The organism is Blautia sp. NSJ-175 (assembly GCF_022867815.1).
Classification (GTDB): Bacteria; Bacillota; Clostridia; order Lachnospirales; family Lachnospiraceae; genus Blautia; species Blautia celeris.
This window is the reverse complement of record NZ_JALIFQ010000033.1, coordinates 15,912-36,759: the sequence shown is the minus strand read 5'-3', so window position 1 is coordinate 36,759 and position 20,848 is coordinate 15,912. Positions and strand designations below refer to the sequence as shown.

Here is a 20,848-nt window from a genome sequence, read left to right as displayed (position 1 = left end):
AAAGAACAGCAGGAAAAACTATAAACACAGTTTTTCCTGCCGCGAATGGTTATCCACAAAATAAAAAAATAAATTTCGTCATTTTTTACAATGACTTATGCATACCTCTGAACAGTAACGCAGCCCCTGTTTTTATATATCTCAGACGGTTCGTCAATCTTCGGTTTTTAAAACTTTTTTCACACAGGAAGGCGGGTTATTGCTGAGGAAAATACCCTCTTTTGTCTCGCCCTGGCCATCCTTCCAGTAAATGCGCACACCCTTTGTATAATCCGGATAGTTGTCAAGGGCCGGATTGCTGTACTGGTCAAAAAGAGAATTTTCCAGAATTTCCTTTATATCCTTCCGGTCTGAGAAGGTGTATTCCTCCTCTTTTCCGTAGTTATCCGCTGAAACCAGTACGATTTTTTCTATCTTGTCCAGATCTTTGGCGGTATAGACCGTGCACCCTGCCTCCTCTAAAAGCTTTCTTGTGTTTACAAATCCTTCATACAGAGGAAGTGTCTGGGTCTGGGTGTCATCATAGACCACGGTTCCATATTCATATTTTTCGTTTGTTTCCCCTGTCAGACTTTCCACGTACAAAAAGCCCACCACCTGCTGTTTCGTGCTGTCCTCAAAGCTTAAGCTCTCCCATTCACTTTTGTAGGTCTTAAATATATTCTTCATCATTTCTGCAGAGGTTGTGACCTGACGGTTGGAAGAGTATATGTCCTTGAGAGATATCTCTGTGATCTTGTCCTCATCTATAAATTCCACAGGAAGAGTCTGCTCTTTGTATTCCCAGCTGTCATAAATTTTACCCATCAGGGAGACCGCCTGCTCATCCTGCTTGATCTCATAATACCGGTAGACGTCTCTTCCTGATTTTAAGTGATATTTCACACAGTAGTAGAGTACGCTCTCTCCGTCCTGCACCTTCGGAAAACCGCCGTCTTTTTCCTGGACTTCCACACCCATTTTCGCCAGATCGTAAATACTTTCAAAATCCTCGAATTTCGTGTTGTCAAGATAGGATTTCATCCGGCTGCTTCCCTGGTAATACACGGAATTGTAGGGATAGCTGTACAGACCGTTTATTTTCTCAATGTAGACAGACATATACTCTATCTTGTTCTCTTTCGGAAGATACGTGTCCATCCCCAGGACGTCAAAGCGGTAGATGACAGTTATAACTGCCAGCATTCCCAGCACCACGCCCGTCGAAAGGCGGGGGCGCAGGCTTTCTTTGATATCCATGCGGTACAGAAAATCCATGGCAGTGGACAGTACCCACGCCGAAAACACGAGGATCATAACAAACCAGATAAATACATGTGTCCCGATTCCGGAGCTGACGCCAATGGCAAACAGAATGGAAAACGGAAATACCACCGCAATCTTAATGACCGGCTCCAGTTTCTTAAAAGCGATGGCCTTGTTATGGCTCTCTGACGGCCGCAGGCGGTACACCAGGATACAGAGCAGCAGAATCACAAGTGCAAGGACCGCGCCGATCCCGCACCATACCCACGGGGTTTTTCTCTCTGTCACTCTCACTGCCTTTACCGCCTCTAAAGCAGCCATATAATAGGCATAAAGCGGTGAGAAAGTCCACCCGCCTCCATGGAAGGAAATCCTCATAAAACTGAAGCTTCCGCCATACAGCATGGTGGGCACCACAGTCTGGAAAAACCGTTCGGACATGCTTATAAAAACTTCTTTTATAATAAATCCATAGCTTAAAAAAGCAGCATATGCCATAGCCCCGGTAAACAGGTTTCCGGTAAGCGTCACAGCCAGTATGGCCACATGATAAAATACCAGAAAGAATACCATATGGGTCAGAAACGCCCCCAGTGCCAGTGAAACGGCGTGTGCGGGAAAGGTTCCCTTAACCGCTCCGGCCAGCAGTGCCAGAAGCAGGTTGATAAGATACGGTACGGCAAAGATCAGAATCCCGCTCACATAAGGCACAAAGAATATCCGTTCCCTTTTCAGAGGAAGACTGTGGTAAAAATCCGTCTTCTCCCTGGAGTACAGATAATGATATCCTGTCATTCCCAGACAGAACGCAGCAATCACCACAAAAAACAGCAGGAACACATTGTCAAACCCTGTGGTGTTCAGAAATACATCCGCCGCTTGTTTTTCCATCTCTTTCGGTTTCAGCCCCAGGGCAGCCACATTGTCCAGACGCATCATGATCTGGACCGGAAGTGTCATCAGCAGTACAAGAAATGTGACAAGAAGCCATGCGCCTCTTTCCTTCACATTCTGCATCACCATCTTAGTAAAAGAGATCTTTGATGTCATATCCTGCTACCTCCGTTTCACTGATAAAGATTTCTTCCAGGGTCAGCGGAATCATCTCCGCAAATACCGGGAACTTGCTCTCCACGATTTCCATGATCCTGTCCTTCTCCCCGCGGACAACCATGGTCATGAGGGACAGCCGCTTCTCATGCTGCACCACTTCCAGTTCCCTTAAAAGTTCTTCCTCCAGCACAGGATTCTGGATGACACACTGGATTTTATGAATGTGAAGCTTCATATCCTCCACCTCTCTTGACAAAAGGACGCCGCCTTTGTGGAGAAGTCCCACATGGTCACAGATATCCTCCAGTTCCCTTAAGTTGTGGGAGGCGATCACAGGGGTAAACTCCCGCTCTGTCACTTCATAGGCCAGTATACTCTTGGCTGCCTGCCGCATCACCGGGTCCAGACCGTCAAAGGTTTCATCACAGAAAAGATACTTTGTGCCCGCGCAGACGCCCAGAAGCATGGATACCTGGCGCTTCATTCCCTTGGAAAGGGTATGTATCTTTCTTCCGGTGTCCAGATCCAGCCTTTTTGCCAGCTCGTCAAACCGTTTCCTGTCAAATTTCGGATAGTAAACAGCATACCAGTCAGCCATGGATCTTCCTGTGGCATTCGGAATAAAATACGCACTGTCCGGCAGAAAGAAAATCTCCTGCTTTATCTCCTCCTGTTCAAAGACAGGCTTTCCGTCTATTTTAACACTCCCCTGATCCGGTTTCAGAACACCGGACAAAAGACGCAGAAAGGTACTCTTACCTGCACCGTTTGTTCCTGCCAGACCAAATATGCTGTTATCCGGAATCTCAATGTCGATGTTGTCCACTGCCTTGATCTCCCCAAAGGCTTTAGACAGATGTTCTGCTTTAATCATGGCTAACCTCCTCGTACAGCGCCGCAGTCCGGCTCACACACTCCTCTTTTGTAACGCCCAGCTCAATCCCTTCCCGAATGACGATCCTCAGCTTCTGGAAAAAGTTATCCTTCTTCTGTTCCACAAGATTCCTGCTGCCGGACACAAAATTTCCCCTTCCCTTAACGGGGTAGATATATCCCTGCTGCTCCAGGATCGTATATGCTTTCTGAATGGTATTGGGGTTGATGGACAGCTCCGTTGCCAGAGAACGGACAGAAGGCATCTGAGAGTCCGGTTCCAGCACGCCTCTTACGATCAGCATCTGAAAGCGCTCTACAATTTGTTCGTAAATCGGTTTTCGGTTCTGGTAATCAATCACAATCATAGAGTTTCCTCTTTTCTTTATTGGTCCGATTTATGTGTATCTAGTGTACTATGTGTCTTAGTACACTTACAGTATAAAAAAATTCCGCCCCCTTGTCAAGAGGAAGCGGAAATTTTTCTTCGTAACTTTTTTGGCTTAAGCGGACGTCATGGGGGCATGGGAATCTCTCAGGCAGACACCCGCAACGCTCTGTCAAGCTAACCGTTAACTGCAACTAAGACGTTCGGGAAAGCCCTCACGCCTAAGTTTCCGTAAACGGTGGATCTCGCCATCGCTAAAAGCGCGGGCAAATGCCTGCCTGAGAGATTCCCATGCCCCCATGACTGTGTACTGGAAACGAAAGTTCTCAAAATAAATTTCACAGGCGGAGTATTTCTAACATAAATAAATATATAGACACCAATTACCGGTGTAATACACTTCCGCACCGGAGAAAACATTTCGTCTGCAAACCGGATACCTCCCGCTTTCCAACCAACAGGCACCCGGCCCCTGGCTTCTCTCACGTAAACATTTGCCCGCGCACTTAGGGAGGACGAGATCCACCGTTTACGGAAACTTAGGCGTGAGGGCTTTCCCGAACGTCTTAGTTGCAGTTAACGGTTAGCTCGGCCGAGCGTTGCGGGTGTTTGCGTGAGAGAAGCCAGGGGCCGGGTGACGTCCGGTTAAAAGACTGCCCTTCTATTTCACACACTCTTCCAGCCGTTTATGATACCCCGGACTCCTTTTCTTCAGAGAAAGGATATTACCGTCCCTGTCAAGAAAACAGTGCTTTGAGCTTCCCACTGCCCGAACCTCCCCGGTGTCCGCACTGCTGACCGTATATGCCAGCTCCAGCCGGATACCGTTATATTTTGTCAGCGCCACGGCAATCGCCACAGTCTCTCCGAAATGCGTCATAGTCCTGTACTCACAGGACACGGAGAGCACCGGGCTTATGATTCCCTCTGCCTCCATCCTGTCATATCCCATCCCCAGCTTCTCAAGGAAATCTGTCCTCGCCTCCTCAAACCAGCGGATATAATTGGAGTGATGTACGATTCCCATCTGGTCTGTCTCATAATACTGGGTCTTATGTCTGTAAACTTCCATATCTGCCCACTCTCTTCTACAAATTCTCAGCCTCTATATTCTGCTTATTGCGGTAAGCGCCGTACAGATACAGCCCGTGGATCACTACCCATAAGATAAAGGAAAGACTGAAAGAGCTTCTCAGCATCACAATATTGATGATATTCGATATCAGAATACACGCAAGAAGGATAATGCCCATGATAAACGGCAGCTTCTCTTTTCCCTTGATGCCGTTGAACATCATGGCAATGAGGCCTGCAGCCAGCATGGCGGCTCCCAGCACCACAGTCACCAAAACGGAAATGGTCATCTCCTGCATGGTCACTGTAATATGATTGGTCTTCTCTATCTCATCCAGTACTTCCTGGCCCTTGGAAAACAGGACATACATGGACAGCAGACCGTTTGACAGGTTCATAGCACCCATGATCAGCTCCACAAGTCCAACCCACTTCAGCATCCCGTTCTTCTTGTTCTTGTTATTCATGTTCATATATTTGTTCATTTTGCTTCCTCCTGCTGTCAGCTTCTATATGACATTCTGGGGGGTTCCCGCCTCCCAGGCTTTTACATTGCCAAAAACCGTGTGTGCGCGCTTCACCATAGCCTCTTTTGTGGCAAATGCCACATGCGGGGTGGCGATGAGGTTTTTCACCTGCAAAAGAGGATGGTCAGACGCCACCGGAGGCTCTGTCTCAAAAACATCCACAGCGGCACCTGCAATCTGCCCTGTCTGAAGGGCATTGGCAAGGGCAGTGCTGTCCACCACCGGACCTCTGGCTGTATTGATGAGTATCGCGCTCTTTTTCATGAGCGCCAGCTCCTCTTTCCCGATCAGTCCCCTGGTCTCTTCTGTCAATGGCACATGGAGTGAAATAATATCACAGGATGCCAAAAGCTTTTCAAGAGGCAGATAGACCACGCCCGGCAGTTCTTTCTCTGTTCTGCTGAAAGCAAAGACCTGACAGCCGAAAGCCCGGGCGATCTTTGCCGTGCGCATGCCGATGGCACCGGTGCCCACCACTCCGAATTTCTTGCCTTCCAGCTCCATGCCCACAAGGCCGTCCTTGGTCCCTCCCTGTCTCACAACATCGTTGCAGGGGATCAGATTTCTGTACAGCGCGATCACCATGCCGAACACCAGGTCCGCAACCGCTGCCGTGGAATATCCGGCACAGTTGCATACAGTCACACCCTTTTCCCGGCACGCGGACAGGTCAATATGGTCCACGCCTGTAAATGCCACGGAGAGAAGTTTGAGTTTATCACATCCGCGGATGACCTCCCCGTTCATGGGAAGGTTGGACACCACGATGATGTCCGCATCCTTTCCCCTCTCGATCAGGGTCGCTGTATCCGTAACTTTTGTGTCATAGTATATAATTTCCACCCGGTCAGATACATATTCCCCGGCAATTGCCAGAAGCTTTTCTTTCTCCACGCCAAGCGGCTCAATGATAACCAGTTTCATGTTGTTTTTATGTCCTCTTTTCTCAATTTCAGCCTTTTCCCGGCAGTTTCGCCAAGCACGGCTATTCTCAAAGCTGTGTTGTCACAAAAATGTCGTAGATCGCCTTCACTGCCCCTTCAAAGTCCTCATTCTTCACGCCGATGATCACATTCAGCTCACTGGAGCCCTGGTCGATCATTTTTACATTGATATTGGCGTGTGCCAGTGCAGCGAAGATTCTGGCTGCGGTTCCTCTGTTGGAACGCATGCCGCGGCCAACCACCGCGATCAGTGCCAGATCAGACTCCAACTCCATGTAATCCGGATTTACCATACGGTGAATGCCGGCGATCACCTGCTGCTCTTTCTCCGCGAACTCATCCTGATGGATAAACACAGTCATGGTGTCAATACCTGAAGGCACATGTTCAAAAGAGATTCCCTGCTCTTCCAAAACCTGCAGCACTTTTCTGCCGAATCCGATCTCGGAGTTCATCAGGGATTTTTCAATAAAGAGGGAACAGAAACCTTTTTTGCCCGCTATACCGGTGATTGTGTAAGCCGGCTTTTTGCAGGTGTCCTCCACGATCATGGTTCCCGCGTCATCCGGCGCGTTGGTGTTCCTGATATTGATGGGGATTCCGGCTTTTCGCACAGGGAAGATTGCCTCCTCGTGAAGCACGGTGGCGCCCATGTAGGACAGCTCGCGCAGCTCACGGTAGGTGATGGTGTCAATGACTTTGGGTTCCTTGATGATCCTGGGGTCTGTCACGAGAAATCCTGATACGTCTGTCCAGTTCTCATACAGGTCCACATCCAGCGCCCCGGAGACGATGGAACCGGTAATGTCAGAACCGCCCCTTGAGAAAGTCTTGACCGTGCCGTCCTCCATAGCGCCGTAAAAGCCCGGCACTACCACATACTCCATGTTTTTCAGGCACTCTCTGGTGAGACGGTTGGTCATCTCCGCGTCAAACTGTCCCTCGCCGTCAAAACGGATGATGCGGGCAGCATCCACAAACTCAAAGCCCAGGTAATCTGCCATGACCTTTCCGTTTAAGAACTCGCCGCGGGAAGCTGCGTACTCCTCGCCGATCTGTTTTTTGAAATTCTCTTCAATAAGGCCAAAATCCTCTTCCAGGGAAATGGACAGCTCCAGGCCGTCTATGATCTCCTGATAACGGCTCTTGATCTCCGAAAGAAGAGCCTGAAACTCCGCTCCCCCTTTCTCTGCTGCCTGGTAGCACTGATATAATAAATCGGTGACCTTCGTGTCAGCGGAAAAACGCTTTCCCGGTGCGGAGGGCACAACATATCTTCTGCTCTCATCCGCACGGATGATCTCGCCGACTTTCCGGAACTGTTCTGCGCTGGCAAGGGAACTGCCGCCGAATTTTACCACTTTTCTCATTTCTTTCAAATCCTCCCTGTAACTCTTTTATAAATTAAAGTATAAAACTTATAATATAATCTGATTCGCCAATTGTCCAGTATTTTCTACTTATTTTGACGTATTTTTTTCAGAAAAACCTCAATCCTGGCAAGGGCTGCTTTCAGTTCTTCTATAGAATAGGCATAGGATATCCTGATAAATCCCTCACCGCAGTCCCCGAACGCGCTGCCCGGAACAACAGCCACCTTTTCCTCCCTGAGAAGCTCTGTGGCGAATTCTTCCGAACTCATGCCGAATTCCGAGATATCCGGAAATATGTAGAAAGCGCCTCTCGGTTCAAAGCAGGGAATCTGAAGCCGCTCCATCTCGTGAAGCAGAAAACGTCTTCTCTGGTCATAGGCCAGCCGCATTTCCATCACGTCGGAATTGCCGTTTTTCAGGGCGCTCACCGCAGCGTACTGACTTGTGGTGGGAGAGGACATGATGGCAAACTGATGAAGCTTCACCATCTGCTCCATGATCTCCTTCGGTGCCAGGGCATAGCCAAGTCTCCAGCCTGTCATGGCATAGGATTTGGAAAATCCGTTGATGACCACACATCTCTTCCGCATTCCCGGAAGGGAGGCAATGCTCACATGCCTGGAATTGTAAGTCAGCTCACTGTAAATCTCATCGGAGATCACCAGCAGGTCATGCTTCTCAATAATGCCCAGAAGAGCCTCCAAGTCCTCTTTTTCCATAATGGCGCCTGTGGGGTTGTTCGGATAGGACAAAAGCAGCACCTTCGTCTTAGGCGTAATGGCTGCCTCCAGCTCCCGGGGCTTCAGACGAAACGCGTTCTCAGCCTTCAAAGGGATGGTCACCGGCACGCCCCCTGCAAGCTGCACACAGGGCACATAGGACACAAACGCCGGTTCAGGGATGATCACCTCATCCCCCGGTTCCAAAACAGTCCGAAATGCAATGTCAATGGCCTCGCTTCCGCCCACGGTTACCATGATCTCAGATGCCGGGTCATAGGTGAGCTGCATTCTGTCCTCTATGTATCTGCTGATCTCCTGTCTCAAAGGCATAAGTCCCGCATTGGAGGTGTAAAAAGTCTTCCCTGCCTTCAGGGAACGGATTCCCTCCTCACGGATATGCCAGGGAGTGTCAAAATCCGGCTCCCCCACTCCCAGGGAGATGGCATCCGGCATTTCGCTCACAATGTCGAAAAACTTCCGGATTCCGGATGGCTTGATCTGTTTTACTTTCTCTGTGACAAATTCTCTCATAAAGTGATCACCATTCTTCCGTCCTGCTTTTTCCTTGCAAGGTTAACTCCCTGCTCCTTATATTTTGTAAGGGTGAAATATGTAGCCGTACTCTGCACCTCCTCTATAGACGCCAGATTTTCTGAAACGAAAAGGGAGATGTCCTTGATGCTCTTTCCTCTTAAAAGCACTAAAAAGTCGTAAGCCCCTGACATAAGGTACAGGGTCTCCACCTGGGGATACTGGTAAATCTGTTCTGCTATCTTGTTGTACCCGTCGCCGCCCTGGGGTGTGACCTTCAGCTCGATCAGGGCTGTCACGGAATCATCATTTTCCTTATCCCAGTTGATGAGGGTGTGGTATCCGCAGATAATGCCCTCTTTTTCCAGCGAAGAGATCATATCCGCCGCTGTCTGCTCATCGGTTCCTGTCATGACTGCAATCTCCGCAGGGGAAAGCCTGCTGTTTTTCTCCAAAATATTTAAAACCTGTCTTCTCAAATCCTGTTCCATATAATCCTCTCCTGTCCTGCAAGGCGGTGTGTTTCCGCCTGTTTTCGTGTGCCGAAAAAATAAAAACCTGCCCGGACATTCTGCCGCGCAGGTTTGTTTTGATTGGGCATAAATGTTTTTATTAGTTTACGCCGTAATCGTTCTGTTGTCAATTATCTTCTGTTGCCCGGCCTCACGGCCTGTCTGTGAGAAGCAGCACATCCTCCGGGGAAACCCTGAGAAATTCCGGGACTTTCCCCTCCATGCCGGCCCATTTCTCCTTTGCCATCTTCCACCAGATCTGTTCGCGCCTGTCATGTCCCGGCATTCCCTTTTTCCGGATGACTACATTCATCTCAAAGGGGGATTCCACGGTCTCCACCAGTTCAGCGGGAAACGTATTTTCCCGGCTGTCATCCTGACAGGCAATAAAATAATGCGCCCGGATTCCCACTGAGGAAACCGCATCCGGTACTTGTTTCCCCGCAGTCAGCACAATTCCCCAGTCAAGCGCCTCCACGTGAGTATCATCCAGCTTTCTGGCTCTGGAAAAGTTCTTACAGCCCGTCAGACGCGCAGCAGCCACACAGCCCGGATAACGGAAGATCTCCTTTGTGGGTCCCATACGAATCTTCTCCCCGCCGTCCATAATAAGCAGATCCCCGCACAAACGGTATACCTCATCCCTGTTGTGGGTGACAAGAATCATATCCTTTTTGCAGTCCTTCAGAAAATCCAGCATCTGCACCTGGAGCTGTTCCTTCAGATAATAGTCCAAGGCAGAGAAAGGTTCATCCAGAAGCAGTGCCTCCGGCTCATTTGCCATCATGCGGGCAAGTGCTGTCCTCTGCTTCTGTCCGCCGGAGAGCTGATGGGGATACTGGTCCTCCAGCCCTTCCAACTGGAAGTTCTGTATCTGTTCCTCTGCCATCCTCTCTTTATCCTTCCCCCTGACAGCGCAGCTTATGTTCTGTTTGACCGTCATATTTGGAAAAAGGGCGTAATCCTGAAAAAGATATCCCACCTTCCTGTCCCTGGGCTTCAGGTTGATCTTCTTCTCCGAGTCAAAAAGTGTTCTGCCGTTTAATAGGATTCTCCCCTCGTCAGGCGTCACAATGCCTGCAATGCTCTTTAATGTCATGCTCTTGCCGCAGCCGGAGGCTCCCAGGATTCCCAGAAGTCCTTCTCCTGTCTCAAAGCGGACCTGCAGGGAGAATCCCTTCCATCTTTTTTTGATATCCACCTGCAGACTCATGCTTTCTTTCCCCGCTTTCCGTATGTTCTCTCTTTCGCTGTAAAATAATTCATGAGGACTACCACCAGGAAGGAGACCAGTAAAATGATCATGACATATTTGTAGGCGGTATCCATATCCCCTGCTGCCACTGCGGAATAGACAGCCAGAGGCAGAGTTCTTGTCTTGCCTGCTATATTTCCCGCGATCATGGCTGTAGCCCCAAACTCGCCCAGTCCTCTGGCAAAAGCCAGAATGCCGCCGCCTGCAATGCCCGGAAGCGCCGCCGGAAACATAACCTTCCAGAAGATCCGCCACTCGGAAAATCCCAGGGTCCTGGCTGCAAATATCAGGTTTTCATCCACCTGTTCCAGTGCACCCCTGGCGGAACGGTACATGAGCGGAAAGGAGATCACCACTGCCGCCAGCACGGTCGCTCCCCAGGAAAATGCGATCTTAACGCCAAAATACTCAACAAAAAAAGCCCCGATCGGGCGCCGGATTCCAAATAAATATAGGAGGAAGAATCCGGCCACAGTCGGCGGGAGAACCAGAGGCAGGGTAAAAATACCGTCCAGCACCATCTTGATCTTCTCGTTTTTGAGCCCTGCCACCAGCTTGGCTGCCGCCAAACCGATGAAAAAAACGATGACAATGGTAAGTGATGCCGTCTTAACTGATATCCATATCGGTGAGTAATCCATATCTGCCTGTCCCCCTGTAGAATAATGGCACAGCCGGCTTATGCAGACCGGCCATGCCTGAATGCTGTGATCATTATTTCACTGGTGTAAAACCATATTCCTCAAATACTGCGGACGCCTCGTCGGAGGCAAGGAAATCCAGGAAGAGCTGTGCTGCCTCCTTTTTTGCGGAGCTTGTCACAATACCTGCCGGATAAATAACCTTTTGTGCAAGGCTTCCCTCCGGTGCTTCCGCAACGACTGCCAGGCTGTCTTTCTTGGTGGCTGCGTCTGTGGCGTATACAATGCCTGCATCCGCGCTTCCCTCAGATACCCAGTTGAGTACCTCTGTCACATTGGTTCCCAGACTGGCTTTTGCAGATACCTGGTCCCAGAGTCCGAGACTTGTGAGTGCCTCCCGCGCGTACTGTCCTGCAGGCACACTCTCCGGGTCTCCCACTGCCACCGTCTCTGCGTTCACCACATCCTCAAATTTTGTGTATGCGTCCTTCTTATCTGAAGGAACCACAAGAACGATCTTGTTCTCCAGCAGATGCTTAACGGAATCCCTGTCAATCAGGTTCTCATCCTTCAGGGCAGTCATCTGTTTTTCCGCTGCGGAGAAGAATAAGTCCGCATCCATGCCGGATTCTATCTGAGTCTGAAGCTTTCCGGAACTGTCATAGGTGCCCTCCACTGTAATGTTTGGGTGCTGCTTTTGGAACATGGGAATCAGCTCATCCTTCATGGAATATTCCAGGCTGGCTGCCGCTGCCATCAATATGGTGACCGGCTCCTCTGCATCCTTTTTCTCCCCGTTATCTGTTGTCTCATCGTCTGCTGCCTTTGCCTCGTCTTTGCCCTCTGCGTCGTCCTTACTTTCTATGTTGTCCTTTGTCTCTGTCTTCGGCGCTGTTTTTTCTGCAGTTTCCTGGCTGTTGTCACTGCCGCATGCTGCGGTCATCATAGCTGCTGCCAAAAAAATACCCAAAAGGCCTGCTGTTCTTTTTTTCATAGTGAATCCTCCCTGACTCTTGTCCGATCATCGTGTTATTTCCGGCTCCTTCAACACTGGCCGCAAGTTTGCTGTCCGTCAAAACTCCTGTGCACATCCCGCCCGGCGGTCGCAAAACAGCCTGCCTGCTGTCAAAGCTTTTCAAACAACACTTTTACCTTTCCGCCGCAGACCATCCCAAGGGTGGCTGCTTTGGAATTGGAAAGATCATATTCCCGGATGGAAAAACCGCCCGCATCTGAAAAGTTCCGGGCTTCTTTCACCGCAGCAAATTCTATGGGCCCGCCGCCGATGGTTCCGTATATGCTTCCGTCTCGGCATACCACCATCCGCGTACCCTCTCCCCGGGGGGAAGACCCTGATTTTTCCACCACGGTTACCATAGTCACGGCATTTTCATCCCGGATACCCCTGAGCACTTCCTCCTCCAGGGTCTTGCGGGGATATTTGTTTTTCTCCTGAATGATCTCCGCGCAGATGCTCACACCGATCTCCGCAGGGGTCTGGGCGCTGATGGCAAGGCCAATGGGCGCACGGATCTTCCGAATCTCTTCTTCTTCCACTCCATCCTGCCGCAGCCGTTCAAAAGACATGGCAACCTTTCCCCTGCTGCCGATCATGCCCACGTAGTCTCTCTTCTTCTTCAAAATAGAACGAAGACAACGGTAGTCATCCTTGTGCCCTCTGGTCACAATAATGTAATAGGCATGTTCTCCAAAATCACGCTGCTCCAGACCCTCTTCAAAGTCCATACACAGGATCTCATCCGCTTCGGGAAACCGCTCCCGATTGGCGAACTCCTCTCTCCCGTCGATCACCGTCACATGGAAATCCAGCAATTTTAAAAAGCGCACTAGTGCCAGGGAGACATGCCCTCCGCCGCAGACAACGGCCCGGCTTCTCCCGTAGAGCGTTTCCCTGTATACATGTTCCCCCGGAGGAAGCATGCGCTCCTCCCCGGTGAGTATTTTCTTCTGTCCGGCCTGTTCCCCCATAAGCGTGGTCTCAATGGTGATCTCATCTGTCTGAGCAAACAGCGCGGCGATCTGCAGATACATTTCTCTGTCAGCCATATATTATCTTCCTTTTCCGAACCCGCAGTTGGGGAAGGTACAGACATCGCAGTTCAGACATAATCCGCCTTCGCCAAGAGCTGCCAGTTCTTCTTTTTCTATCGGGTCATCCGCCATGAGCCTGGGCAGTACCAGATCAAATACGGTTCTCTTTGCATACATAACGCATCCCGGAAGTCCCACAATGGGAATACGCTTCCCGTCTTTCTTATAATAGGCCACCAAAAGCATGGCTCCCGGCAGCACCGGTGCCCCGTAGGAAATGATCTCAGCCCCTGTATCCTTAATAGCTCCCGGCGTGCGGTCATCCGGGTCCACACTCATACCGCCAGTACAGACCACCATATCCGCGCCCTGCTCTATAAAGGAAAGGATCTCCTCTGTGATCTTCTCCTTGTCATCCCCCGGATACACCTGGCCCATCACTGTTGTGGGGAATTCCCCCAGCTTCTCCTCGATCACAGGACCGAAGGTATCCTGGATCAGGCCCTTGGAAATCTCGCTGCCTGTGGTCACAATGCCCACCTTTTTCTCCCGATAGGGCAGGATCTGAAAAACAGGACCACCCTTCGCGGCCTCTTTCGCCCGGTTCATCTTCTCCTCCTCGATGACAAGGGGAATGATGCGCATGCCTGCCAGCTTGTCTCCCTTTTTTACCGGAAAATCACCGTGGCGGGAGGCAATCATCATCTCTCCCAGGGAATTAACTGCCAGCAGTTTTTTTCTGTCTATTTTAAACAGCCCGTCTATCTGGGCCTTCAGCTCAATCTTTCCCTCTTTTATCTCCGATTCGGACATATATTCATTTTTGCAGATATCCCGCAGAATCTCGGCGCCCTCATTTTCATGGAGGATTCCCTCTGTCTTTTCCCAGACAAACAGGTGCTCCTTGCCCACAGATAAGAGGACAGGAATGTCTTCTTCCCTGACTACATGGCCTTTTCTGAACACAGGACCTTTCTTTTCTCCTTTAATGATCTGCGTGATATCATGGCAGAGAATATGTCCTGCCGCTTTTGTTGTTTCTATCTCTCTCATTTCCGCTTATCCCCGTTTTTCCCAATATTGTAAAACCGCTTTTCGGAATTGTCCGAAAAACGGTTCTTATTTTGTTTCTATTATTATACACGTTTCGCGCAATTAAAAAAGTTGTTTTGGCAACATTTTCTAATTATTTTTTTCTGCTGTCTTTCCTCTGTCTGAGAGGACCAGCCCCATAAGCACCATCACGGTCCCAAGAACAGACACCACCGATATTTTTTCGTGGAGGACAAGGACTGAAGCTGCAATGGTGACCACCGGAACCAGATACAGATAGACACTGGTTTTCACTGCGCCTACAATCTTCACCGCCAGATTCCAGGTCACAAAACAGAGGGCAGAGGCACACAGCCCCAAAAATAAAATATTTGCCAGCAGCACCGGATCTTTAAATCTGGAGAACTGCCAGCGGAAATCCATAAAGAACAGGGCAGGCAGCATAAAAAGAATGCCGTAGAAGAACACATGCCTGGTGATCTGAATGGTCTGATACCCGTAGCTGCTGATCTTCTTTATGAGCACAGAATAGCAGGCCCACACCACAGCCGCCAGAAGGGCAAGCACATCCCCTCTCGGATTCAGATGAAAGGACTTCTGCCCGTTGAAGCTGAGCAGAACAATACCTGCTATGCTGATCACAAATCCCACAAAAAATCCCATCTTCAGTTTCTCATCCCTCAGGAAAATAAATCCCAGAATGGCGGTGCAGAACGGTGCTGTCGCCACGATCACCCCCACATTTGACGCATAAGTATAGGTCAGCGCAATATTCTCCATAAGGAAATACAGTGTGACACCGCTGATTCCCGCAGCCACGAACAAAAGCTCATGGCTTCTCTCTTTGATTCTCAGCCTTCTGTGATTCACCAGACAAAGCGCCGCAAAACCGATAAGGAACCGGAAAAGCAGAATTTCTATGGGTGTAAACTCCCGAAGCAGCACTTTTGTGGAAATAAATGTGGTTCCCCACACAGCCACTGTAAATAAAGCCATCAAATGACCTGCTGTCTTTTTACTCTCTTTCATAGGCTTCCCTCTCCAATTTCTTGATTCTCCACAGATAAGTGATCACAAGAGGCGACGCAGCCGCAACCCAGGCCAGAGGGTCTGCCCAGCAGATTCCCTCAAAAGAGCCGAAATGGCGCGCGGTAAAAGCTGCCGCTGTCCTGGCTGCCAGCTCAGCCGCCCCTGCCATCATGGGCACAAAGCCAAATCCCATTCCCTGCAGAATATTTCTGTATATAAAAATGGACCCCAAAATCAGCATAAACGGCGCAATGATGGAAAAATACATCTCGCAGTACCCAAGCACGTCTGTCTGTCCGCTGTCAATGAACATGCGCACCATGTATTTGCCGAAAAAATGAAGGATCACAGTGACCAGCACGGCATACACAGCGGACATCCCTGTGGAGACCCTGGCTCCTTTTCTGATCCTGTCAAACCTTCCCGCCCCGATATTCTGTGAGGAATACGTTGCCATGGTAACACCGATGGAGATCATGGCCTGATTGATCAGCTGCATGACTTTTGTGGAGGCCGTAAAGCCGGCCACTGCCCTGGCTCCGAATCCATTGAGAGCACTCTGCAGGATCATGATCCCCAGCGCGGTAATGGAAAACTGAAGACCCATGGGAATCCCCACCTTGATCTGAAAACGGACGGAATTTTTCTCCAGAACCCTGTGCTCCTTCTTCATATGCAGAAGCGGCACCTTTTTCACTATATACACAAGACACAGAACACCGGACACGCCCTGGGAGATCACCGTAGCCACAGCCGCTCCTCTGGTCCCCATCTTCATGACCAGTATAAAAAACAGATCCAGGAAAATGTTCAGCACTGCCGCCAGGATCAGGAAATACAGAGGTATCCTGCTGTTTCCAAGGGCCCTTAAAAAGCTTGCCAGCAGGTTATAGAGCACCTGGGTCCAAATCCCCAGAAACACCACAAACAGATACTGGTAAGCATCCTGAAAAATTTCATCCGGGGTATTCATCAGGCGCAGCAGTCCTTTCAGCCCCACCACGCTGATCACAGTCAGAATCACAGTGACCACAACTGCCAGCACGGAGGAGGAATAGACAGATTTCTTCATACCGTCCATATTTCCCGCCCCGAAAGTCCTTGAGGTAAGGACCGTAAATCCCGTCGTCAGTCCGTTTAAAAACCCCAGGATCAGAAACACAATACTGCCGGACATCCCCACAGCTGCCAGCGCGTTGACTCCCACCGTCCGTCCCACAATGATGGCGTCCACCATGTTATAGAGCTGCTGAAAAACATTGCCGATTATGAGGGGAATCGTAAAAGCCAGGATCAGCCGGAACGGACTGCCCTTTGTCATATCTTTTTCCATAACTGCCATAGTCTCCTTCTCTTCTATCATGTAATATTTCCGGCTGTCGGACAGGAGACGAACGGATGTTCCGTCCCTGGCACGTCTTCGGCGCATAGAAAAGTGCTCCGGACAAACCGGAACACTTTTTATAAGGCCACCTGTTTCCATCCGAACCGGTGTCTCTGCCCTTGATATGGCCGGGCATTTTAGCACACTCTGGTTCGGCATGTGCGGCAATTCGCTTGAAAGCAAGTATAGCACCAGTATTTTCAATTTTCAATCATAATCTCAAATTTATTTCCCTCTGTTTTACGCCTCCTGGGTGTTCCCTCTCATAACCCCCGCAAAATTCACCAGAAACAACCCGCCTGCCGTGAGAAGCGACGCCCCAAGCCCTGTATAAAATACAGCGATAAACACTTCCGGGCACCATCCTGACACCCGAAGCCCGATACCGAAGGTCATCATAAACGCCATGATACAAAATGCCTTCTTATCAAAAAACTTCAGAAAGAACTGCTTTTCCTCCTCATATCCTACAATCCTCACGGTATGCTTCCGCACCATCTTCCCAAACACAAAAATCTGGAACACCATATAAACCGCAGCTGACAGCAGAACATTCAGCACTCCGACATAGCTTTCGTAAACCTCCAGTCCAATCCGCAGAATATTCCCCCCAGCCACGGCCCATACGATCGCCGCGATCAGCAGCAGATAATTTTTTCTCACTTTCATCTCAAATCCTCCCGTTTCCTTCCATAAACCACACGCAGTATCAATTCCCTGAGAAACACAGCTCTGTCCGTCCCCCGCATCAGATCCTCCACCAGAAAATCCACCACAAACCTCACAAAATCCTCCGCCGAAAATCCATCACTCCAGACCTCGTCCGCCACAGCGCTGTCCCCCATAAGCACTGCCAGAAGCTCCTCTCTCATATGCCCCAGATACTCTTCCATCACCAGATGCCCCTTCTCCTTATCCCCCACAACAAAAGCATGCTCCGCCAAAAAGCCCTGTCCTTCCCCTCTGTTCTCCCCCATCCTCTCCAAAATACACTCCACAATCCCCAAAAAACTCTTCCCCTCTATCTTACTCAGCGGCACAAAGAATATCTCCTTCCACATCTCAACCACCACCGCGATCATCAGATCATTCTTCGTCGGAAAATAATTATAAATAGACCCCACCGCAATCCCACACTCCCTCGCGATTCCCCTCATACTGACCCCGTCTCCCTTCCCCACCTTCACCATCTCCCCCGCAGCCCTCAAAATCTCCTCCCTTGACGTCACAACTGTATTCACCTCAATCTCCTCCGCTCTTATATAAATTTTTTATTTTCAAACTGAACACTGTTCATTATACGCACAACTCCCCTATAAGTCAACTCCATTTTATTTTTATCCAAGTCACCCGCCCGAAGCCGCCAGGCGGTAAGAGAATGTTCCGGGGGCCTCTGCGCCTACTGCCTCTTTGCAAAAGAGTGTTCCGCAGGAGGCTTAGACTTGCTAAGAAAAAAAAACAGACTCCCGGTCAGGGAACCGGGAGTCTGTTTTTTTCATAGCAAGTCTTGCCGACGAAGGCAGTCTTTTGCAAAGAGGCAGCAGGCGCAGAGGCCCCCGGAACATTCTCTTACCGCCGTCCCCCTTACCGTTTCACCCTCGCCTTCATCTCTCTCATCACTTTTCTAAACTGCACCCCAAATAAAACCCCCGTTGTCGTCACCGCCAGCATATCCGCCACCGGTTCCGCCAAAAACACCGCCATGGTCTTATCCCCAAAAAACATCGGCAATATATAAATCAGCGGTATCAACAAAATCACCTTCCGAAGCAAAGCCAGAAAAATCGATTCCTTAGCCTTCCCCAAAGCAATAAACGTCTGCTGGCACGCAATCTGAACCCCGAAAATACAGGACACCGCCATATAAATCTTCATCGCCCATTTCGTCGTCTGCGTCAGCTCCGGATTACTCGTAAAGATACCCGCAAATACCCCCGGTGCAAACATGGCCACAGCCCAGATAGCCACCGAATACACAACACAGGACCGCAGCAGCAGGAAAAACGCCCTCTTCACCCGGTCCGGATTCCCTGCTCCAAAATTATAACTCACAATCGGCTGTGACCCCTGGGTCAGCCCCTGAAGCGGCAGCATGGAAAACTGCATCACACTGGACAAGATCGTCATAGCCCCCACAGCCATATCCCCGCCATACTTCAGCAAAGAAGAGTTAAAGCAGATATTCAGTATACTCTCCGTAGACTGCATAATAAACGGCGACAGCCCCAGTGCCATACACGGAAAAAACACTCTCGGAGAAATCCTGAGATACTTTTTCTTAAGCCTGAGCGTTGTCTTCTTACCACACAAAAACCGAATCACCCACACAGCGGACACACCCTGTGAAATAATAGTTGCCAGTGCGGCTCCGCGCACCCCCATATGCATCCCGAAAATAAAGATGGGGTCAAGAACAATATTACACACAGCTCCGATCACCACACTCAGCATACTGACCGTGGCAAACCCCTGTGCCGTAATAAACGCATTCATACCAAGAGCCGCCTGCACAAACAGAGTACCCATGGCATAAATCTGCATATATGCTGTTGCATACGCAATGGTATTCTCACTTGCCCCGAACAAAAGCAGCAAATCTTTGGAAAATATCAGGAAAAATGCGGTCAGCAGCACCCCCGCTATGAGAAGTCCCATGGCACAGTTGCCCATGATCTCCTCCGCCTCATCTTTCTTTCCCTTTCCCATCATAATAGAAGAACGGGGCGCGCCGCCCATGCTCACCAGTGCCGCAAATGCGGAGATCAGCATGATCAGCGGAAAAGTAACACCCACACCTGTCAGTGCCTGTGCTCCATAACCGGGAATATGGCCGATATACATACGGTCCACCATATTGTAGAGCACATTTACCACCTGCGCTGTTATTGCAGGAACGGAAAGCCTGAATAACAACCGGCCTATCGGTTCCCTGCCTAAATCTGTCTCTTTCTTCTGTTTCATTTCTGCGCCTTCCTTACTTTATAATTTTCACTCTGTGAGGAAACTATGCGTACACACGGTATTTTCCGGACAAAGTAAAGCTGTTTAAAGCCAACTGTAGTATATAGTAACACATCTGTATCCGTTTTTCCATATCCATAATTTTAACCACGTTTCTGATATTTCTTGCAGAACCGGCTGATTAAAGATAAAATTAAAAATAAAAATCATATTTAGGAGGACAGACATATGAAAGAAATCAAAACCGTTGCACTCATCGGGCTGGGAGCCATTGGAAGCTTTCTGGCATCACATTTAAAATACGCGCTGGAATACAGCGGCCTGCGGATCATTGCCGGCGGGGAGCGCAAAAACAGGCTGGAGAAAAACGGTATTATCGTAAATGGAGAACCTCTGTATTTTCATGTGGTATCCCCTGAGGAGAAAATGGAACCTGCTGACCTGGTCATCCTGATCACAAAAATGGGTGGGCTTCAGCAGGCTGTACAGGATGTGAAAAACCAGGTGGGACCTGATACCATTCTCATGTGCCCCCTAAACGGGGTGGAGAGCGAGGAGGTCGTGGCCAAAACATACGGATGGGAACATCTGCTCTACTCCATCGCCAGAGTCAGTGTAGTGATGAAGGGAAATGAGGTCAGCTTCCGGCAGGAGAACGCGCGCTTTGAGATCGGGGAACGGGACAACACGGTGATCTCCCCGCAGGTGCAGGCCGTGAAGAATCTGTTTGACCGGGCCAATATAAAGTGTATTGTGCCGAAGGATATGGTGTATGATATGTGGCATAAGTTCATGTGCAATGTGAGCGAAAACCAGAGTGCCGCTATTCTGGGGATTCCTTTTGGGGCATGGGTAGTCAGTGAACATGCCAATGCGATTCGGGAGGCTGCCATGCGGGAGGTGGTGGCGATTGCAAACAAAAAGGGGATTCCCTTGTCCGAGGAGGATATTGTGGCCCAGAGAAAGGTGTTTCCCAGGATTCCTTATGAGAATAAACCATCGACTCTGCAGGATATTGAGGCGGGGAGGAAGACAGAGGTGGATATTTTTGCGGGGGCTGTGGTTCGGATGGGGAAGGAAGTGGGGGTGGAGACGCCTTTGAATGAGTTTTTTTATCATGGGATACGGGTGTTGGAGGAGAAGAATGAAGGGGTGATTTAAAATAAGGGGACGGAGGAGCCGCGCCGGATGGGGGCCGGGGGTGTGAATCTGTTGGCGCGGCTCCTCCTGG

General features: G+C 49.8%; 20 protein-coding genes. 1 reads left to right on the top strand and 19 read right to left on the bottom strand.

What is annotated here, in order from left to right; genetic code table 11:
• Positions 1-153: 153 nt before the first annotated feature.
• The 19 genes from MUB35_RS28250 to MUB35_RS28160 all read right to left on the bottom strand — a co-directional run bounded on the left by MUB35_RS28250 (position 154) and on the right by MUB35_RS28160 (position 19,617).
• Positions 154-2,295, bottom strand: a complete 2,142-nt coding sequence (locus MUB35_RS28250) for a DUF6449 domain-containing protein (RefSeq protein ID WP_033143367.1) — start codon at positions 2,293-2,295, stop codon at positions 154-156.
• Positions 2,270-3,172: an ABC transporter ATP-binding protein gene (locus MUB35_RS28245; RefSeq protein ID WP_244807224.1), complete on the bottom strand. Its 903-nt coding sequence runs from the start codon at positions 3,170-3,172 to the stop codon at positions 2,270-2,272. Before MUB35_RS28245 ends, MUB35_RS28250 begins: the two co-directional genes overlap by 26 nt.
• The gene (locus tag MUB35_RS28240) at positions 3,165-3,539 is read right to left on the bottom strand and encodes a GntR family transcriptional regulator (protein ID WP_033143365.1); all 375 of its coding nucleotides are present in this window, start codon (positions 3,537-3,539) and stop codon (positions 3,165-3,167) included. Before MUB35_RS28240 ends, MUB35_RS28245 begins: the two co-directional genes overlap by 8 nt.
• Before the next feature lie 681 nt (positions 3,540-4,220).
• Positions 4,221-4,631: an acyl-CoA thioesterase gene (locus MUB35_RS28235; protein ID WP_227210788.1), complete on the bottom strand. Its 411-nt coding sequence runs from the start codon at positions 4,629-4,631 to the stop codon at positions 4,221-4,223.
• A gap of 16 nt (positions 4,632-4,647) precedes the next feature.
• The gene (locus MUB35_RS28230) at positions 4,648-5,118 is read right to left on the bottom strand and encodes a hypothetical protein (RefSeq protein ID WP_033143363.1); all 471 of its coding nucleotides are present in this window, start codon (positions 5,116-5,118) and stop codon (positions 4,648-4,650) included.
• A 24-nt stretch (positions 5,119-5,142) separates the two neighbouring features.
• The gene (locus tag MUB35_RS28225; RefSeq protein WP_033143362.1) at positions 5,143-6,084 is read right to left on the bottom strand and encodes a 2-hydroxyacid dehydrogenase; all 942 of its coding nucleotides are present in this window, start codon (positions 6,082-6,084) and stop codon (positions 5,143-5,145) included.
• A 67-nt stretch (positions 6,085-6,151) separates the two neighbouring features.
• Complete coding sequence (locus MUB35_RS28220) at positions 6,152-7,474, bottom strand: aspartate kinase (RefSeq protein ID WP_033143361.1); 1,323 nt, start codon at positions 7,472-7,474, stop codon at positions 6,152-6,154.
• 86 nt (positions 7,475-7,560) lie between these two features.
• Positions 7,561-8,730 (bottom strand): aminotransferase class I/II-fold pyridoxal phosphate-dependent enzyme, encoded by a 1,170-nt coding sequence (locus tag MUB35_RS28215; protein WP_244807223.1) that lies wholly within the window; start codon positions 8,728-8,730, stop codon positions 7,561-7,563.
• Positions 8,727-9,221: an Lrp/AsnC family transcriptional regulator gene (locus MUB35_RS28210; protein WP_244807222.1), complete on the bottom strand. Its 495-nt coding sequence runs from the start codon at positions 9,219-9,221 to the stop codon at positions 8,727-8,729. Before MUB35_RS28210 ends, MUB35_RS28215 begins: the two co-directional genes overlap by 4 nt.
• Before the next feature lie 172 nt (positions 9,222-9,393).
• Positions 9,394-10,455: a sulfate/molybdate ABC transporter ATP-binding protein gene (locus MUB35_RS28205; protein WP_148393559.1), complete on the bottom strand. Its 1,062-nt coding sequence runs from the start codon at positions 10,453-10,455 to the stop codon at positions 9,394-9,396.
• Entirely contained in the window at positions 10,452-11,138 is a 687-nt protein-coding gene (modB, locus tag MUB35_RS28200) for a molybdate ABC transporter permease subunit (protein ID WP_033143357.1), read from the bottom strand. The genes MUB35_RS28205 and modB overlap by 4 nt, the downstream gene beginning before the upstream one ends.
• 73 nt (positions 11,139-11,211) lie before the next feature.
• The gene (gene modA, locus MUB35_RS28195; RefSeq protein WP_227246730.1) at positions 11,212-12,132 is read right to left on the bottom strand and encodes a molybdate ABC transporter substrate-binding protein; all 921 of its coding nucleotides are present in this window, start codon (positions 12,130-12,132) and stop codon (positions 11,212-11,214) included.
• Positions 12,133-12,263: 131 nt separating this feature from the next.
• Positions 12,264-13,205, bottom strand: coding sequence for an XdhC family protein (locus tag MUB35_RS28190; RefSeq protein ID WP_103731903.1), 942 nt, complete (start codon positions 13,203-13,205; stop codon positions 12,264-12,266).
• Positions 13,206-13,208: 3 nt separating this feature from the next.
• Entirely contained in the window at positions 13,209-14,243 is a 1,035-nt protein-coding gene (locus MUB35_RS28185; RefSeq protein ID WP_103731902.1) for a molybdopterin-binding protein, read from the bottom strand.
• Positions 14,244-14,372: 129 nt separating this feature from the next.
• Positions 14,373-15,272 carry a DMT family transporter gene (locus MUB35_RS28180; RefSeq protein WP_227210795.1) on the bottom strand — a complete coding sequence of 300 codons (900 nt, stop codon included), beginning with the start codon at positions 15,270-15,272 and terminating at the stop codon, positions 14,373-14,375.
• Positions 15,259-16,701, bottom strand: a complete 1,443-nt coding sequence (locus MUB35_RS28175) for an MATE family efflux transporter (protein ID WP_331477684.1) — start codon at positions 16,699-16,701, stop codon at positions 15,259-15,261. The genes MUB35_RS28180 and MUB35_RS28175 overlap by 14 nt, the downstream gene beginning before the upstream one ends.
• A gap of 195 nt (positions 16,702-16,896) precedes the next feature.
• The gene (locus MUB35_RS28170) at positions 16,897-17,325 is read right to left on the bottom strand and encodes a hypothetical protein (RefSeq protein ID WP_033143352.1); all 429 of its coding nucleotides are present in this window, start codon (positions 17,323-17,325) and stop codon (positions 16,897-16,899) included.
• Entirely contained in the window at positions 17,322-17,897 is a 576-nt protein-coding gene (locus MUB35_RS28165) for a TetR/AcrR family transcriptional regulator (RefSeq protein ID WP_052099688.1), read from the bottom strand. Before MUB35_RS28165 ends, MUB35_RS28170 begins: the two co-directional genes overlap by 4 nt.
• 343 nt (positions 17,898-18,240) lie before the next feature.
• Positions 18,241-19,617, bottom strand: a complete 1,377-nt coding sequence (locus tag MUB35_RS28160) for an MATE family efflux transporter (protein WP_033143351.1) — start codon at positions 19,615-19,617, stop codon at positions 18,241-18,243.
• 228 nt (positions 19,618-19,845) lie between these two features.
• On the opposite strand from MUB35_RS28160, the gene MUB35_RS28155 reads away from it, so the two are divergent.
• Positions 19,846-20,778: a ketopantoate reductase family protein gene (locus tag MUB35_RS28155; RefSeq protein WP_244807221.1), complete on the top strand. Its 933-nt coding sequence runs from the start codon at positions 19,846-19,848 to the stop codon at positions 20,776-20,778.
• Positions 20,779-20,848 lie beyond the last annotated feature (70 nt).